Here is a 13,249-nt window from a genome sequence, read left to right on the forward strand (position 1 = left end):
TCCGATTTGACGATTCTTTGCCGGAATTCGCTAACGCGAGTTCACGGGGCGCGCGCCCGGCACGTCAATGTGGTGCCGCCTCGGCCAGCAAGCGGATGCCCCGCGGGCATGATGCAGGACAGGCGCGGGCGGACGAACAGCCACTGCTTTACCCCGCTCACATCGATCTCGTCGGAGGTGAGCCCGAGATCGAACGCCCCCGAGATGACGCCGTCACGGATGTCGCGCGACGGCAGGACCATCAGCGTGACCTCGCTCTGCGGATGCCGCTCGCGGAAGCGATGCAGCGCCCTGGGGACCAGCGACGAACTCAGCACCGACTGGCGGCTGACCGCAGGCCGCCCGATCCGTGATCGCGGATGCAGGCCGCAGTGGCGCGCCGCAGGGCATCGAGCGCGATGCGGAGCCGCCCCCCAGCCGCCGGCGTGACGCCCTGCCCCACCGCCCTGGTGATCGACAGCATGGCGACCTGCAGTGGCTGCTTCAGGTCGTGCCCTGCCACAGCCATCAGACGGGCCATCGCGCGGCGGGATGCTTCGGCGAAAGCCAGCGCTTCGTCGTCGCTCTTTCGCGAGATCTCGATCTTCATGCCTGCATTCCGATCCAAACAGCGAAGGATGTCGTCTGCAGATAACTCCGCCGATTTCGCGTCGAGCGAAATCATACAGGAGTTTAGTCCCGCTGAACCAAGCTCTTAGCTTATGGCTTTCTGGTCGCTGGGGATCGACTGCCCCCTTGAACGCTCCCGCCCTCTACGTGCGGTCCAACCTGCCTTCCGCGGCGCGCGCTACTGTCCGCGCGCCTTTCCGATGGTTTCCGCGAGATAGTCGATGAACAGGCGAACCTTGGGCGAGAGGAACTTGCGGCTGAGATAGACGGCGTAGAGGTGGAAATCATCCATCCGCCAGCCCTGCAGCAAGGGCGTCAACCTGCCGGCCGCAATGTCCCGGGCGACGATGAAGTCGGGCTGGATGATGATTCCGCAACCGGCGATCGCCAGTTCGCGCAGCAGGTCGCCATTGGTCGCATGCACCCATGGGCGCACGCGCACGGTGACCTCGGCGCCCCCGGCGTCCCGGAACGTCCAGTTGTCGCCGCAGGACAGGTAGGAATAGCTCAGCACCTCATGATGCTCGAGGTCCGCAGGAGCTTGCGGCATCCCGCGCCTTTCCAGATAGGACGGGGCAGCGCAGACCATCATCTCGATCGCTGCGATCCTGCGGGCGATCAGGCTCTGGTTCAGCGGACGAACGATCCTCAGGGCGACATCCATGCCTTCATGAGCGAGGTCGACGATCCGGTCGGTCAGGTCGATATCGAGCCGCAGATTGGGATAGCGCTCCCGGAAGCCGGGCAAGACCCCAGCCAGTTCACCGATGCCGAAGGACAGTGGCGCACTGATGCGCAGGACGCCGGACGGCATGGCGCTGTGCTGCCCGACCATGGCTTCGGTATCGGCCACATCGCCAAGAATCTGCAACGCACGCTCATACAACACCTGCCCGGGTTCGGAGACCGAGAGACGACGCGTGGTGCGATGCAGCAGCCGCGCGCCGAGATGATCCTCGAGCGCCGCCACCTGCCGGGACACAGCAGCGCCGGAGGTGTCGAGACGCTCGGCGGCAGCGGTAAAGCTGCCGCCGTCAATGACGGCAACGAAGGTTCGCATGGCGTAGATCAGATCCATGCCGACCCCACTATTACGCTAGCTGTATCGATCATATGCCGGCGACCGCATTTTTCCGTTTGCTTCGTTCGGCTACCCCTCGAACGAGCGATCCGATGGTCAACCCTTCGAGAAGAAGATCGTGCCGGATGCCGGCTCAGGACCGCACGCTGTTGGGTCGGGACCGTCGGCAGAAAAAGGGGAAGGCGGCCATGACCTATCAAGCGATCTCTGCTGCTGTCGGACGGGCTTGCACGAACTACCCGGTCACGATGACTGCCTTGGCCGGCATCGTCGTTCTCTGCGTCGTCGTCGCCGGCGCTTAGCAGAACGCCGGCAGATAGGCCCCGCGAAAAGTCCGCCCATCAGAGTACGCATCTTGCTGCGTGGCCGCCCGAGAGGGACGGCCGACGCTGTTCGTATCAGACCCCGCCACTTTTCACGCGGTCGACATCGGCTTCCAGACCGAAGGCCCGCGCCGTGTTCGTCGAGACCATGTCGTGGACTTCGGCATCGGAGAAGCCGAGCTCCAGGCACATCCTGACACCGCGCCGGAAACCCTCCAGAGGGCTGAAGACGCCAGGCTGTCCGAGATCCGAGCACAGGATCGTCTGCCCGACGCCCGCCGCCGCGATATGCTGGCGCATCTCCTCGGGGCCGGCGACCTTGAACTTCGATCCCTCCAGGAACATGCACAGCGAGTGCTCGACGAAGGCGCCCATGGCGGCGATGCCCTTCACGTCGTTGAGGCTCGCGCCGACGATTTCCTCCGGATGGGTGAAGATCAGCCGCTTCACACCCCGCTTCTGCGCCTCCTCGAAGATCTTCCAGGCTTCCGTCACATGCAGATGGCCGCTGGCGAGCGCCATGTCGTTCTTCGCGACAATGTCGAGCACCTCCTTCGCGGCGTCGAGCACTGCTCCGGTGGAGTCCAGCACGGGAACCGGTGTCGCGGCGCGCATCTTCTGGGTCGAGGCCGGGTGCGACCAGCTCGCCTGCTTCTCCCAGCGCAGATGGTTCTCGGCCGCCAGCGTCGGCATGAACACGACCTTGCCGCCCATGGCCGCCGTGTGCTCGACCGCATAGGGATTGAGGCCGCCGACGACGTTGTTGAGCGTGATGCCGGAATAGACCCTGGTCGGCAGATCCGGATGATGACGCGCGATCAGCCCAGCGGTCATGACGCCGCTATAGTCATGGTCCTTGGTGATCACCGCGGCGAAACCAGCCGCCGACACCTGCTGCGCCAGCTCGAGATGATCGACCGCCCGCGGTGCGATCGACGGGCCGGAATGAACATGAGGGTCGATCGCGCCGACCAAAATCGCATCGATCCGGGCTTCCATGCCGAGAGGCGCCTGGGAGTTCATGGTCGTCACCTTCCTTGCTGAGCCGTGGACTGCCGTCGGGCAAGCCTGCCGGGCGCCATCGCGCCCGACGGAAACGCGTCAGCCCTGCTGCATCGGGTAATCGCCCGCGTTGAGCACGAAGCCGGGCTTGGAGGAGAAATCGACGCGCGGCGGGCCGAAGATGTCGACCAGCCAGGTCACGCCCTCGCCGATATCCTGCGTCGTGTGGATGACGCCGGCCGGGATGACGAGGATCGATGGGCTCGCCTCATAGGTGACGTGCTCATCCTCCTCCCATTGGGTCAGGTCGGGACCCCAGGGATAGCGCAGGTGGTGGCGGAACGTGCCCTTCACGCCGAGCGACATCTGCTCGAAATCATCGTGCCAATGCGGGCTGAGCTTTGTGGGGTCGCGCCGCTGCTGCCAGGGCTCGAAGATGTTGATCATCAGGTTCGTCGAGCGAAACACCCGCATCTTGAGCGGGCTCGGATCGGGGCTGGCGAAATCGGCGAGGCGATAAACGCGGATGCCGAAGCCGCCAGCCGGGTCCGGCCAGGGGACGATGGGCGCCACTTCCGGGGCGCCATCGGCATAGGTCGCCGCGTTCACCGACGCCGCCAGGATGTCCTGCACCTTGCTGGAGAAGATGCGGACGATCATGCCGTCCTCGCGCATGACGATCCGGCTTTCACCGGGCGGCATAATCAGCAGCGTTTCCGACGCGACATCCCTCCCCTCTGTTCCTGCAGTCGCGGAAGCGGCTCCCGAGACGACGAAGGCCATGTATTCGTCAGGGTTGTTGGTCCGCTCCAGCACAGCTCCCGGCTTCGTCTCCGACACCATGGCGACGAAGTTCGCGGCGCGCGTGATCCAGTGCCGGCTGCCGTCGGCGTCGATGCGCTGCGGCGGCTCGCTGAAATGCCTGGCATGCGTGGCCTTGCGGCGTGCGATGGTCATAGGCGTATCGCCTCCGGGGCGAGTGTCTTGAGGTCTGCGAGGGCCTTCGCGGCGGCCTGCCGCATGAGGCCCTGGTCGGATGCGTAGACGAAGCCGCTACCGCCGATGCCGCGCATCGCGGTCGCGTCAGCGAGGCTGCCGACGAAGAACAGGACAGGCTTGCCGACGGCGCGGGCCGCGCGCGCCACCGTTTCGGCAGCCTTGCGCACCGGCGCCGCTTCGGGAGAGGCTTCGCCCATCGCCACGGCCAGATCGCCGCGGCCGACGAACAGGGCATCAATGCCATCGACGCGCGCAATCTCCTCGACCACCGCGAGCGCTTCGGGGTCTTCGATCTGGGCGATCACCGTCGTCGCGGCGTCGGCCTGCTCGATATGCTGGGCGAGGCTGAGCCCGCCATAGCGGCCGGCGCGCGGCGAATTGGAGAAGCCCCGCGAGCCGTTGCGGTAGCGACAGGCGGCCGCGGCCTCACGCGCCCGCTCGACGCTGGTGACATGCGGCACGAGCACGCCGGTGGCGCCGCTGTCGAGCACCGAAAGGAAGTTCGATGCGGTGCCGGATGCGACCCGCACCAGCCCGGCGATGCCGGCCGCGCGAGCCGCCACCAGCGCCTCGTCGATGGCGCGCCGGTCGAAGGGCGCATGCTCCTCGTCGATGACCACGAAGTCGAAGCCGAGATCGCCGAGGATTTCGGTGGCATGGCCGGAGGGGGTCTTGACGAAGCTGCCGCTCAGGAACTCGCCGGCGGCGAGCCGCCTGCGGAACGCGGCGGGATCGGGCTTGGTCATGGGCGACATCCTATTTGGCCGATCCGAGGATTCCGGACGGCCGGAAGAACAGGAAGACCAGCAGCACGGAGAGGGCCGCGGCGTTCTTGAGGCCGGAGCCGAGGGCGAAGACCGCGAGCGCCTGGGCCAGCCCCAGCGTCAGACCACCAAGGAAGGCGCCGAAGGGCCGCCCGAAACCGCCGACGATGGCCGCGATGAAGCCGGTGATGGCGAAGGGCGTGCCGACATTGAAGGCGGTGTATTGCGTCGGCGTCACCAGGATGCCGGCGATCGCTCCCAGGCCCGCGCTCAGGCCGAAGGACAAGGCAAGCATGCGCGGCACGACGATGCCCTGCAGCGCCGCCGCGTCGCGGTTGATGGCGCAGGCCCGCATGGCGCGCCCGACCAGCGTGCGCTTGAAGAACAAGGCGAGCAGCGCGATCAGGACCAGCGAGGTGCCGAAGATCCACAGCGTCTGGTAGCCGATCGCGACGCCTGCCACCCGGATCGGCGGATAGTCGGTGAACACCGGCAGGCTCTTCGGCTGATCGCCCCAGGCGATCAGCGTCGCGCGCTCGATCACGATCTGCACCGCGAGCGTCGCCAGGATCATCACGAACATCGCGGCGTTGCGGTCCCAGAGCGGCCGGACCACGACGCGCTCGATCACGACGCCGATGAGGCCGACGATCAGGATCGCGATCACTGCGGCCGGCAGCAGCGGCACGTGATAGGTGCCGAGCACATAGGTCAGCATGCCGCCGAGCATCACGAAGGCGCCCTGGGCGAAGTTCACGATGCCGCTGGCGTTGTAGATCACGCAGAAGCCGATGCCGATCAGCCCGTAGATGCAGCCGACCGACAGGCCGTTCAGGATGGTCTGACCCAGGAAGGCGAAATCAATCATGGAGCAGCTCCACTCCGCCGAGATAAGCCTCGACGACCTGGGGGTTGGCCTGGATTTCGGAGGGTGTTCCTTCGGCGATCTTGCTGCCGAAATTGATCACAACGATGTGGTCGGCCGTGTTCATCACCAGCCGCATGTCATGCTCGATCAGGAGCACCGTGGTGCCCGTCTCCGCGATCTTGCGGATCACGCCGGCCAGACGTTCGGTCTCGTCGTGGTTGAGGCCCGCCGCCGGTTCGTCGAGGAGAAGGAGTTGAGGTTCGGCCGCCATCGCGCGGGCGATCTCGAGCAGCCGCTGCTGCCCATAGGGCAGGACAGCGGCCTTGACGCCGGCCAATCCGTCGAGGCTCACCAGCACCAGAAGCTCATGTGCCTTGCGCTCGGTCTCCGCCTCCTCACGCCGCGCCCAGCCCGGGCGCAGGAGCGCCGCCAGGATGCCGGCCTTCGTGCGGACATGGCAGCCGACCTTCACATTCTCCAGCACCGTGAGCGCCTGGAAGAGCTGCGTGAGCTGGAAGGTGCGGATCAGCCCGCGTCCGGCGATGTCCTCGGGCTCGCACCCCGTGATCAGCTCGTCGCGGAAGAAAACGCGGCCGGATGTCGGGGGAATGAACCCCGAGATCATGTTGAACAGCGTCGTCTTGCCGGCGCCGTTCGGGCCGATGACCGCCGAGATGCCTCCCGCCGGGATCGCGAAGGAGATGTCGTTGTTGGCGACGAGGCCGCCGAAGCGCCGCGTCAGGCCTTCCACGCGCAGAATGCTCATGACGCGGTCGCTCCCGCCTTGTTGGCCGGGGCCGGCTTGCCGGCGGGGCGCGGCAGGCGCAGGGCCGCGCCGAGCGAGGCGATACCGCCGGGCGCGTAGATCAGGATGACGATCAGCGCCACGCCGTAGATCAGGTCCTGATAGTCCTTGAGCGTCCGGAACGTCTCGGGCAGCAGGCTGATGACGATGGCGCCGACGAGCGGGCCGATGGTGGTGCCGATGCCGCCGATATAGAGCATGGTGAAGGCGAGGATCACCATGTGCATGCCGACGATCTCGGGGCTGACGAAGCCGACGAAATGCACGAAGAGCGAGCCGGCGAGCGAGGCGTAGACCGCCGAGATCACGAAGGCCGCAAGCTTGTAGCGCCGGACATTGATGCCCAGCGCCCGGGCAGCTTCCTCGGAGCCCGACAACGCGACGAGCGCCCGGCCGAAGCGCGAGTTCCGCAGCAGCCAGGAGGCGAACACGCCGAGCGCCGCGACGATGGCGAGGAAGAGGAGCTGACCGCGCTCGCTGGCGATCTCATAGGAGCCGATCCCGATCGGCGGAATCCCGGAGATGCCCATGTAGCCGTTGGTGAGCGAACGCCACTGCACGATCGCCTCGTAGACGATCAGGCCGATGGCGAGCGTCGCCATGGCCAGGTAGTGGCCCTTCAGACGCAGCGTCGGGAAGCCGACCAGGGCGGCGCAGACCACCGAACCCGCCAGACCGGCCGCGACCGCCGCGAGCGGAGGCCAGCCATAGGTCGCGGTCAGCACGGCCGAGGCATAGGCACCAATGGCGGCGAAGGCGTTCTGGCCGAACGAGGTCTGCCCGGCATAGCCCATGAAGACGTTCAGGCCGGTCACGAACACCGTGTAGATCAGGCTGAAGCCGACCACGGTGATCAGATAGCCGCCGTCATAGACCGCATAGCCGACGAGGCTGGCCGCGAGCGCCAGGAGCAGGTGCCGCAAGGCGGCGCCGAGATCAGTGGAAGTAGTATTGGGCGAGGTCGTCATGGGACTTGATCTCTCGCGGATCGATCTGGGTGGAAACGCGCCCGTTCGACACGACGTAGACGCGCGAGGCGAGCTTGAGGGCGAGCGGCGCCTTCTGCTCGACGAGGAGGATGGAGAGCCCTTCGCGATTGAGCGCGGCGAGGGTTTCCAGGATCTCGGCCGTCACCTTGGGCGCCAGGCCGAGGGAGGGCTCGTCGAGCAGGATCAGCCGGGGCTCGGCCATCAGGGCCCGCGCCACGGCGAGCATCTGCTGCTCGCCACCCGACATCGAGCCGGCGACCTGATCCATGCGCTCCTTGAGGCGCGGGAACAGGGTCAAAACGCGGTCGAGACGGCGCTCGTAATCCGGGCCGCGCCCACCGATCATATAGGCGCCGAGCTGGAGGTTCTCGGCGACGCTCATCGGCCCGAAGATGCCGCGCCCTTCGGGAACCAGGGCGATACCGGCCGCCGCGACGGCGGCCGTGCCGGAGGACAGGGCCTTGCCCTGGAAGCGCACGCTGCCGGTCGCCTGGGCCAGCCCCATGATCGAGCGCATCAGCGTCGACTTGCCGGCGCCGTTGGGGCCGAGGACGGCGACGAGTTCGCCGTCCCGGACATCGAGATCCGCCAAGCGCAGGGCGACGACCTCGCCATAGCGCGCCGACAGCTTGCGCACCTCCAGCAGAGGCGCCTGAACCGCTGCGCTCACGGCAGCACCTGGGCGCGGCCGTTCACGATCGTCCCGATGAAGAACGGGTTTTCCGTGATCCCCTGATGCAGCGTCTGCGAGAATTTGTAGATGCCGCCCGTCCCCTGGAAGGCGGGCACGTTTTCGGCCGCATCGCGGATCTTTGCGCCGTCGAAGCTCTGCGCCTTCTCGATCGCGGCGACCGCGAACATCAGCGCGTCCCAGCCCTTCCCGGCCCACATCGGATCGCGATCGCCATGCTTGGCCCGCCAGAGCGGCAGGAACCGGGCGATCTCCTGCTTGAGCGAACCTTCCGGCAGGCTGTCATAAACTTGAGCCGGCGAAGCGACGAAGAGGAACTGCGGACCGAGAACTTCTCCGGCCGGCTTCCAGACCGCCAGATCGTCGATGCTGCCCATCAGCAGCGTGTCCTGCCCGAGCTGCTTGATGTTCTTGGCCGCCGTCAGGGTCGAGCCGCCGAGCCCGATCTTGATGATCGCCTTGCCGCCAGCCGAGGCGGTCTTCGAAATCTGGTTGCTGAGGTCGGCGTCGTCCTGCCGGTACTCCTCGACGGCCGGCACCTGAATTCCGAAGCCCGCCGCCTCCTTGACCGCAATGTCCTTCTGGAGATTGGCGTAGGGCGTCGGGTCATGCAGGATGCCGACGGTCCTGATCTGGGTCTTGTCCTTGAGGTAGCCGTAGCGCTTCTCGACCTCGAAACGCGGCGGCGGCAGGAAGCTGAAGGACCACGCCACCTGCTCCGGCTGCGGCGGCAGGATCGAGCACAGCATCGCCGGGATCTTGGCCCGGGCATAGAAGGGCGCGGCCGCGAAGTTGCCGGCTGAGACGCAACCGCTGATGAACATGCCGACCTTGTCGGAGCCGATCATCTTTCGATAGATCGTCACCGCCTCCTGCGGCTCCGACTTGTTGTCCTCGACGACGAGTTCGATCTTGCGGCCAAGCACGCCGCCCTTGCCGTTGATATGGGCCGCGGCGATTTCGAGCCCGTCGCGCCAGCCACGATCGACCGCCGCCGCATAGCCGCTCAGACCTACCGAAACGCCGATCTTGAACGGCTCCTGAGCCATGGCGGGCAATGCCGGCAGAGCCAGCGACAGAATGGACAATGCTGCGAGACGTGCAGGTTTCATGCGGCGTTCCCTCTGATTGTTTTGTTCGCGACAGCGAAACTTTGTTCCACGCTAGCATCCTCGAATTTCTGATGTCAATCGAGAATCTTGCTAGAAAACGGCCTATGGCAGGCCTATCCTGCACATCCAGCGTTTCACCCTCGCGAACAGGATCAGGTCATGACAGAGGCTAGCGACGGCGGCGTCCGGTCGGTTCAGGTGGCGCTCGACGTGCTGGAGACGGTGGCTTTCGCGCATGAGGAACTGGGCGTCACGCAGATCGCGGAGCGCCTCGGGCTGACGAAGGGGTCGGTGCACCGCCACCTTCTGACCCTGGTCGATCGCGGCTATCTCAGCCAGAACGCCAAGACCGCCCGGTATTGCGTGGGGCCGAAAAGCCGGGTGCTCGCCAATGTGGCGCCCGAAATCGATCTCAAGCAGATCGCCGAAGGGCCGATGCGCGAGCTGCGCGACAGGACAGGGCAGACCGTCGTGCTCTCGGCGCTGACACCGCGCGGCGCGCTGGTGAACCTGACACTCCCGAGCACGTCGCCGATCGAGATCGGCGTACGCTCGGGCAGCGAGCTTCCGTTCGCGACCTCGGCGCAAGGCCGTGTCCTGCTGGCCTATTCCTCCAGGCCGTTCCAGGAGCGCATCCTGGCGCAGAAGATCACGCCGCTGACGGCCAAGACGATTCACGACAGGGACGCGCTCGACGCCGAATTGTCGCGGATCACGAAGGACGGCTACGCCTCGGCTCCGGAGGAGGTGCTGCTGGGCATCAACGCGGTCGCCGGTCCGATCTTCAACGGTGACGATGCGATCATCGGCTCGGTCGCGCTCGTTGGCTCGATCCAGTTTCTTCCAGCGACGCCCGACGAATCGACTGTGGCGGCACTGGCTGATTGCTGCGACCAGATCTCGCGGCGGGCGGGGCATCGCCGGCAGACCGACGCCAAGACCCCAGCGAAAACAAAGACAGCTCCTTCCGTTCGGCTCTCCCGTTGACGGCGGCGTGGCGCGCGCGGCTAGCGTCAGCTTCGCGGGAGCATCGGCGAGGCGCGGGCGGGACGCTTCGGCGGAGAGTGTGCCGCTGCACGGCGTGAAGCACCATTCGGTTGTCGCAGACTCTCGGGGTGGTTAGCGTGCTGCCACGCGGACGGTGTGGGTTGGCAGGCACCCAACCGGACCATCGCCGTCAGGATCAGGAGGGAAAGCGCATGCTGACCCACTCCGAGCCCGTGAATATCGCCGTGCAATCGGCTCGCGCTTCCCCTGCAATCTGCCGCTCGAGGCTCGCGAAGATGGATCGACTTGAGAGCATCGAGACCTTCGTCCGCGTTGCGGAAACCGGCAGCTTCGTGGAAGCAGCGCGCCAACTGCGCGTGTCCCGTTCCGTCGTAACGGACCGGGTCAAGCAGCTCGAGGATTATGTCGGCGGCCCGCTGCTCCATCGCAGCACCCGCGCCGTGCGGCTCAGCGAGCTCGGACAGTCATTCCTGCCCCAATGCGCGGCACTGGTCAGGCAGGCGAAGGACCTGCTCGGAGAAATGCGGATCGATCCGGCAGGAACCGCCGGCACGCTGAAGATCCATGCGTTGACCGGCCTGGTGCTCGGCCGCTTCGCTTCCCTGCTCCGGGATTTCCAAAGCTCTCACCCCGAGATCCAGATGCAATTGACGGTCAGCGATGCCGTCGTCGACCCCATCAAGGCCGGTGTCGACTGCGCGCTGCAGATGTTCCAGCCGACATCCGGCGAATTCATCTCCCGGAAATTGTTCTTCGTTAGGCGTGTGTTCTGCGCCGCGCCGGGATATCTGGACGCCCATGGCACGCCGCTGCATCCGCGCGATCTGCATCACCACCGGCTGGGCCTCTATTCCGGCTACCCGACGCGCGATCGTTGGACGTTTCACCATAACGGGCAGGCCGAGATCGTCGATCTTGCCCCGACACTGCTGACCAACAGCGTTCATCTGCTCTGCGAATACGCGCTCGAACAGGGCGGCATCGTATGCCTGCCGACCCTGCTCGCCAGCGAGCAGATCCAAGGCGGCAGACTGAAGCTGGTGCTGCCGCAGCACTCCCTGTCATCTTTCCCCCTGAACGCGGTCTACGCCGTGACCTCACGCCAAACCCTCAAGCTCAAGCTGTTCATCGATCACATCCGTTCGGCCTTCGGTGGATTGCCGCCCTGGGACGAGGTCCTGATCAATGCAGGCCTCCTGTCGGCAACGCCGCATGACGAAAGCGGCGCCACTCTCTCCGAGGATTTCCCGGCGATTGAGCGGAAACGCCGAACAATGCGCTCGGCATGAGGCAGCTACCGAACGCTGCGTATGCGCCCTAAAGTCGGCCTGTCACCACAACACAGCTGCCCGGCGAAGCCTTCTTCGCCAATCCCGACATGACCGCCATCGAGCGGCTGTGACGGGCGCTGTCATGTCGCGAGAGAGCCATGGGACACGGCAATCGCTCACCCATCCCGCAACCGAGCATCGCATCATGAGCCTCGCCGATCTCGAAGCGAAGCTCGGGCTGACGACGCCTATTCGGCACCAGCTCTTTATCGACGGACGTTTCACCGACGCAATCTCCGGCGAAACCCTCGCGACGCTCAATCCGCACGACAACAGCGTCATCGCGCATGTTGCGGTCGCTGGCAGGGAAGATGTGGACGCCGCCGTCGCCGCCGCCGAGCGCGCCTTCCCGGCCTGGAGCCGCATGGCGGCAGCCGAACGCGGGCGTATCCTGCTCAAACTCGCCGATCTGATCGAAGAGCACGCTGAGGATCTCGCCCGGCTGGAAACGCTCGACACCGGCCATCCGCTGCGGGACTCCAGGCGCCTCGACGTGCCGCGCACCGCTGCCTGCTTTCGCTATTTCGGCGGGATGGCCGACAAGTTCCAGGGCGAGACCATCCCGGTCGAGCCCGGCTTCCTCAACTACACCTTGCGCGAGCCGGTCGGCATCGTCGGCCAGATCGTGCCGTGGAACTTCCCGCTGATGTTCACCAGCTGGAAGATGGCGCCCGCATTGGCCGCCGGCAATTGCATCGTCATGAAGCCGGCCGAGATCACGCCGCTGACCTCGCTCAAGATCGCCGAGCTGATGGCGCAGGCCGGCCTGCCCGACGGCGTCTTCAACATGCTGCCCGGGCTGGGCAGCGTGGCGGGGCAATACATCGCCGAACACCCCGGCATCGCCAAGATCGCCTTCACCGGCAGCACCGCCACCGGCCGACGCATCGTCCAGGCCAGCAGCGGCAACCTGAAGAAGGTTCAGCTCGAGCTCGGCGGCAAGGGCCCCAACATCGTCTTCGAGGACGCGCCCCTGCAGGCGGCCGTGAACGGCAGTGCCTGGGGGATCTTCCACAATCAGGGACAGGCCTGCATCGCCGGATCACGCCTGTTGCTGCACGAGAAGATCGCCGATGCCTTCCTCGACCAGTTCCTGCCGCTGGCTCGTTCGATCCGGCTCGGGAATCCGCTGGACGAAACCACGGAGATGGGCCCGCTGACCAGCATGCAGCATCGCGAACGCGTCCTGACCTATGCCGACACCGCGACGCAAGAGGGCGGCGAGATCCTGGCCGGCGGCAAGGCTCCGGCGGGAGTCCTCGCCGGGGGATGCTATGTCGAGCCGACCGTGGTGCGGGCGAAATCCTTCCGCGACCGCGTCGCGCAGGAAGAGGTGTTCGGCCCCTTCGTCACGGTGCTCACCTTCGCGACCGACGAGGAAGCGCTGCAGATCGCCAACGGCACCGACTACGGCCTGGGCAGCGGTCTGTGGACGCAGAATTTGAGCCGCGCCCATCGGGTCGCGCGCGATCTCCATGCCGGGATGGTCTGGGTCAACAGCTACAAGCGGGTGAACCCCGGCTCACCCTTCGGCGGCGTGGGCAAGAGCGGCTACGGCCGTGAGATGGGCTTCGACGCCATGCACGAATACACGCAGGTCAAGAGCGTTTGGGTGAACGTGGACGCCGAGATCCCACCCCATTTTCAGCGCTGAAACACCAGGGAGG

Annotated in this window: 14 protein-coding genes; 3 read left to right on the plus strand and 11 right to left on the minus strand. The window is 66.0% G+C overall.

Annotated features, from left to right (window positions below):
• Positions 1 to 41: 41 nt before the first annotated feature.
• The 11 genes from FQV39_RS33035 to FQV39_RS05420 all read right to left on the minus strand — a co-directional run bounded on the left by FQV39_RS33035 (position 42) and on the right by FQV39_RS05420 (position 9,243).
• Positions 42 to 317 (minus strand): LysR substrate-binding domain-containing protein, encoded by a 276-nt coding sequence (locus FQV39_RS33035; protein WP_187640180.1) that lies wholly within the window; start codon positions 315 to 317, stop codon positions 42 to 44.
• The gene (locus FQV39_RS33040) at positions 311 to 589 is read right to left on the minus strand and encodes a hypothetical protein (RefSeq protein ID WP_187640181.1); all 279 of its coding nucleotides are present in this window, start codon (positions 587 to 589) and stop codon (positions 311 to 313) included. Before FQV39_RS33040 ends, FQV39_RS33035 begins: the two co-directional genes overlap by 7 nt.
• A 198-nt stretch (positions 590 to 787) precedes the next feature.
• Positions 788 to 1,687 carry a LysR family transcriptional regulator gene (locus tag FQV39_RS05380; protein WP_149129353.1) on the minus strand — a complete coding sequence of 300 codons (900 nt, stop codon included), beginning with the start codon at positions 1,685 to 1,687 and terminating at the stop codon, positions 788 to 790.
• Between the two features lie 401 nt (positions 1,688 to 2,088).
• On the minus strand, positions 2,089 to 3,036 hold the full coding sequence (locus FQV39_RS05385) for a DUF6282 family protein (protein WP_149129354.1): 948 nt from the start codon (positions 3,034 to 3,036) through the stop codon (positions 2,089 to 2,091).
• A gap of 78 nt (positions 3,037 to 3,114) precedes the next feature.
• On the minus strand, positions 3,115 to 3,972 hold the full coding sequence (locus FQV39_RS05390; RefSeq protein WP_149129355.1) for a cupin domain-containing protein: 858 nt from the start codon (positions 3,970 to 3,972) through the stop codon (positions 3,115 to 3,117).
• Positions 3,969 to 4,760 (minus strand): HpcH/HpaI aldolase family protein, encoded by a 792-nt coding sequence (locus FQV39_RS05395; RefSeq protein ID WP_149129356.1) that lies wholly within the window; start codon positions 4,758 to 4,760, stop codon positions 3,969 to 3,971. The genes FQV39_RS05390 and FQV39_RS05395 overlap by 4 nt, the downstream gene beginning before the upstream one ends.
• A 10-nt stretch (positions 4,761 to 4,770) precedes the next feature.
• Positions 4,771 to 5,646 (minus strand): branched-chain amino acid ABC transporter permease, encoded by an 876-nt coding sequence (locus FQV39_RS05400; protein WP_149129357.1) that lies wholly within the window; start codon positions 5,644 to 5,646, stop codon positions 4,771 to 4,773.
• Positions 5,639 to 6,412, minus strand: coding sequence for an ABC transporter ATP-binding protein (locus FQV39_RS05405; RefSeq protein WP_149129358.1), 774 nt, complete (start codon positions 6,410 to 6,412; stop codon positions 5,639 to 5,641). The genes FQV39_RS05400 and FQV39_RS05405 overlap by 8 nt, the downstream gene beginning before the upstream one ends.
• Positions 6,409 to 7,419 (minus strand): branched-chain amino acid ABC transporter permease, encoded by a 1,011-nt coding sequence (locus FQV39_RS05410; RefSeq protein ID WP_149129359.1) that lies wholly within the window; start codon positions 7,417 to 7,419, stop codon positions 6,409 to 6,411. The genes FQV39_RS05405 and FQV39_RS05410 overlap by 4 nt, the downstream gene beginning before the upstream one ends.
• Positions 7,388 to 8,110, minus strand: coding sequence for an ABC transporter ATP-binding protein (locus tag FQV39_RS05415; RefSeq protein WP_149129360.1), 723 nt, complete (start codon positions 8,108 to 8,110; stop codon positions 7,388 to 7,390). The genes FQV39_RS05410 and FQV39_RS05415 overlap by 32 nt, the downstream gene beginning before the upstream one ends.
• Positions 8,107 to 9,243: an ABC transporter substrate-binding protein gene (locus FQV39_RS05420; RefSeq protein ID WP_149129361.1), complete on the minus strand. Its 1,137-nt coding sequence runs from the start codon at positions 9,241 to 9,243 to the stop codon at positions 8,107 to 8,109. The genes FQV39_RS05415 and FQV39_RS05420 overlap by 4 nt, the downstream gene beginning before the upstream one ends.
• Before the next feature lie 159 nt (positions 9,244 to 9,402).
• Between FQV39_RS05420 and FQV39_RS05425 the strand changes: the two genes are divergently transcribed.
• From FQV39_RS05425 to FQV39_RS05435, 3 genes are all read left to right on the plus strand, one after another.
• Positions 9,403 to 10,230: an IclR family transcriptional regulator gene (locus FQV39_RS05425; RefSeq protein ID WP_149129362.1), complete on the plus strand. Its 828-nt coding sequence runs from the start codon at positions 9,403 to 9,405 to the stop codon at positions 10,228 to 10,230.
• Positions 10,231 to 10,442: 212 nt separating this feature from the next.
• The gene (locus FQV39_RS05430; RefSeq protein WP_210251168.1) at positions 10,443 to 11,540 is read left to right on the plus strand and encodes a LysR family transcriptional regulator; all 1,098 of its coding nucleotides are present in this window, start codon (positions 10,443 to 10,445) and stop codon (positions 11,538 to 11,540) included.
• Positions 11,541 to 11,727: 187 nt separating this feature from the next.
• Positions 11,728 to 13,236, plus strand: a complete 1,509-nt coding sequence (locus tag FQV39_RS05435) for an aldehyde dehydrogenase family protein (protein ID WP_210251169.1) — start codon at positions 11,728 to 11,730, stop codon at positions 13,234 to 13,236.
• The last annotated feature ends 13 nt before the right edge of the window (positions 13,237 to 13,249 follow it).

Source organism: Bosea sp. F3-2 (genome assembly GCF_008253865.1).
Classification (GTDB): domain Bacteria; phylum Pseudomonadota; class Alphaproteobacteria; order Rhizobiales; family Beijerinckiaceae; genus Allobosea.

Excerpts from the sequence above, each read along its gene's own strand:
- FQV39_RS33040 (WP_187640181.1), bottom strand. The coding sequence starts at position 589 with ATGAAGATCGAGATCTCGCGAAAGAGCGACGACGAAGCGCTGGCTTTC.
- FQV39_RS05380 (WP_149129353.1), bottom strand. The coding sequence starts at position 1,687 with ATGGATCTGATCTACGCCATGCGAACCTTCGTTGCCGTCATTGACGGC.
- FQV39_RS05385 (WP_149129354.1), bottom strand. The coding sequence starts at position 3,036 with ATGAACTCCCAGGCGCCTCTCGGCATGGAAGCCCGGATCGATGCGATT.
- FQV39_RS05390 (WP_149129355.1), bottom strand. The coding sequence starts at position 3,972 with ATGACCATCGCACGCCGCAAGGCCACGCATGCCAGGCATTTCAGCGAG.
- FQV39_RS05395 (WP_149129356.1), bottom strand. The coding sequence starts at position 4,760 with ATGACCAAGCCCGATCCCGCCGCGTTCCGCAGGCGGCTCGCCGCCGGC.
- FQV39_RS05400 (WP_149129357.1), bottom strand. The coding sequence starts at position 5,646 with ATGATTGATTTCGCCTTCCTGGGTCAGACCATCCTGAACGGCCTGTCG.
- FQV39_RS05405 (WP_149129358.1), bottom strand. The coding sequence starts at position 6,412 with ATGAGCATTCTGCGCGTGGAAGGCCTGACGCGGCGCTTCGGCGGCCTC.
- FQV39_RS05410 (WP_149129359.1), bottom strand. The coding sequence starts at position 7,419 with ATGACGACCTCGCCCAATACTACTTCCACTGATCTCGGCGCCGCCTTG.
- FQV39_RS05420 (WP_149129361.1), bottom strand. The coding sequence starts at position 9,243 with ATGAAACCTGCACGTCTCGCAGCATTGTCCATTCTGTCGCTGGCTCTG.
- FQV39_RS05425 (WP_149129362.1), top strand. The coding sequence starts at position 9,403 with ATGACAGAGGCTAGCGACGGCGGCGTCCGGTCGGTTCAGGTGGCGCTC.
- FQV39_RS05430 (WP_210251168.1), top strand. The coding sequence starts at position 10,443 with ATGCTGACCCACTCCGAGCCCGTGAATATCGCCGTGCAATCGGCTCGC.
- FQV39_RS05435 (WP_210251169.1), top strand. The coding sequence starts at position 11,728 with ATGAGCCTCGCCGATCTCGAAGCGAAGCTCGGGCTGACGACGCCTATT.